The sequence below is a fragment of the Actinophytocola sp. genome, from assembly GCF_045807065.1.
GTDB lineage: Bacteria > Actinomycetota > Actinomycetes > Mycobacteriales > Pseudonocardiaceae > Actinophytocola.
The window spans coordinates 1-2,469 of sequence record NZ_JBJMIE010000089.1 but is presented as its reverse complement, the minus strand read 5'-3'; the positions used below and the strand labels follow the sequence as shown (position 1 = coordinate 2,469).

Sequence of the window (2,469 nt, the reverse complement as noted above, 5' to 3'; positions counted from 1 at the left end):
CATGCCGCCCGCGAGGTCCAGGAGCTCGCGCAGCGTGGTGCCGAGCGGCGCCTCGTACTGGCCGGGCCGCTCGACGTGCCCGGAGATCGAGTAGATCTTCGGGCCGGGCGAGCGCTCGGAGCCCATGGTGCGGAACCAGTCCGCGCCGCCGTTGACGATGAACGGCACGGACGCGATGGTCTCGACGTTGTTGACCGTGGTGGGCGCGGCGTAGAGGCCCGCGGCCGCCGGGAACGGCGGCTTGAGGCGGGGCTGGCCACGGCGGCCCTCGAGCGAGTCGAGGAGCGCGGTCTCCTCACCGCAGATGTACGCGCCGGCGCCGGCGTGGACCGTGATCTCCAGGTCGAAGCCGGAGTCCAGGATGTTCGCGCCGACGTAGCCGGCGGCCCGCGCCTCGCGGATCGCGCCGTTGAGCCGGCGGATGCAGTGCGGGACCTCGCCGCGGACGTAGATGAAGGCGTGGTGCGACCGCATCGCGTATGCGGCGATGACCACGCCCTCGATCAGCGAGTGCGGGTCCGCCATCATCAGCGGGATGTCCTTGCACGTGCCCGGCTCGCCCTCGTCGGCGTTGATGACGAGGTAGTGCGGTTTGTCCTCGTTGGGCGGCATGAAGGACCACTTGACGCCGGCCGGGAAGCCCGCGCCGCCGCGGCCGCGCAGGCCGGAGTCCTTGATCAGCTGGACGAGCTGCTCCGGCGTGCCGCCGAGCGCCTTGCGCAGCGCGCTGTAGCCCTCGAGCTGCTCGTAGGTGTCCAGGCGCCAGGAGTTCGGGGACAGCCAGCGCTTCGTGAGCACCGGCGTCACCGGGTCGGTCCTGGGTGTCTCTGCTGTCGTCACTTCTTCTCGACCTCCGGAAGCTCCGGTGCCTTCTCCGGCATGGCCGGGGCGGTCCAGCCCCGGTCAGCCGCCAGCTGCGCGCCACGCAGGGTCTCCACCGCGGCGGAGGGGCCGTCGACGCGCGCGCGGAAGTCGGCCTCCTCCTCGGGGTAGAACCCGGCGAGCTCCAGCTCGACCGAGCGCCAGTCGGTGAGCGGGGCGCCACGCGTCGGCGCGGGCTTCTCGCCCCGCCGCAGCGCGTCGACCAGCTCGACCGCGGACTCGACCGTCTGGTTGTCGTAGAACTCGTAGTTGACCTGCAGCACCGGGCCGAGGTCGCAGGCCGCCAGGCACTCGGCGTGCTCCAGCGTGATGGAGCCCGGCTCACCCGGCGTGCCGCTGGTGTCCTCGTGCTTGAGCGGGGTGTCGCCGTCGTCGGACAGGTGCTCGGCCAGGCGCTGGTAGATGGCGTCGCCGCCGAGCACCGCGCACAGCGTGTTGGTGCAGACGCTCACCAGGTGCTCGCCGCACGGCCTGCGCTTGTACATCGTGTAGAACGTGGCGACCGCGGCGACCTCGGCGTTGGTCAGGTTCAGCTGCTGGGCGCAGAACTGGATGCCCGCCTGGCTGACGTGGCCCTCGACCGACTGCACCAGGTGCAGCATGGGCAGCAGCGCCGACCGGGACTCCGGGTACCGGGCGATCTGCTCGCGCGCCTTCACCACGACGTCCGGGCCGAACACCGAGAGGTCCGCGGGGACCTCCGTGGTCAGCGCCTCGTTCTGGGCGCGGCTGAGCGGGGACGCGGCGTTGATGTCCGTGTCCGGACCCGCGGCCGCGTACGTCTGCCGAACGCCGCGGTTGGACCCGCCGTAGGACGAGCCGGTGTTCAACGGCTCCTGTTGACTGGTCATCGGTCAACTCCTCCCATGACCGGGTCGATCGAGGCGATGGCGGCGATGACGTCCGCGACCAGCCCGCCTTCGGACATCGCGGGCATCGACTGCAGGTTCACGAAGCTTGGGTCGCGGACGTGGACGCGCATCGGTCGGGTGCCGCCGTCGGACACCAGGTGGTAGCCCAGCTCGCCACGCGGCGACTCGACCGGCGAGTACACCTGGCCGGGCGGCACCATGAAGCCCTCGGTCACGAGCTTGAAGTGGTGGATCAGGGCCTCCATCGACTGGCCCATGATCTTGCGCACGTGCTCGAGCGAGTTGCCCATGCCGTCGGCGCCGATCGCGAGCTTCGCCGGCCACGCGATCTTGCCGTCGGAGACCATCACCGGGCCGGGTTCGATCTTCTTCAGGCACTGGCTGATGATCCGCAGCGACTGGTGCATCTCCTCGACCCGCAGCAGGTACCGCGCGTAGGAGTCGGCCGCGTTGGAGGTCGGGACCTCGAACTGGTAGTCCTCGTAACCCAGGTACGGCTCGGTCTTGCGCAGGTCCCACGGCAGGCCGGCAGACCGCAGGATCGGCCCGGTGACGCCGAGCGCGAGGCACGCGTCGACGGGCAGGTAGCCGATGCCCTTGAGGCGGTTCTTCCAGATCGGCTGGCCGGTCAACAACTTGTCGTACTCGGGCAGCCGCTTGTGCATGACCTTGATGAAGTCACGCACCTTGGCCTCGTAGCCCTCGGGCAGGTCCT

The 2,469-nt window shown here is 70.3% G+C and carries 2 protein-coding genes and 1 pseudogene; all 3 read right to left on the bottom strand.

Annotated elements, in window-relative coordinates:
• A partial coding sequence (locus ACJ73U_RS05185; RefSeq protein ID WP_407776361.1) for an NADH-quinone oxidoreductase subunit F occupies window positions 1-840 on the bottom strand: 840 nt, incomplete at its 3' end.
• A complete protein-coding gene (gene nuoE, locus ACJ73U_RS05180; RefSeq protein ID WP_407776360.1) occupies window positions 837-1,733 on the bottom strand; it encodes an NADH-quinone oxidoreductase subunit NuoE in 897 nt (298 codons plus the stop codon). The genes nuoE and ACJ73U_RS05185, both read right to left, overlap by 4 nt.
• A pseudogene (locus tag ACJ73U_RS05175) lies at window positions 1,730-2,469 on the bottom strand (NADH dehydrogenase subunit D); the annotation flags it as partial. The gene nuoE and the pseudogene ACJ73U_RS05175, both read right to left, overlap by 4 nt.

What these genes read in the sequence shown, in the direction of transcription:
- nuoE (WP_407776360.1), bottom strand. Translation starts at nt 1,733, where the DNA reads ATGACCAGTCAACAGGAGCCGTTGAACACCGGCTCGTCCTACGGCGGG.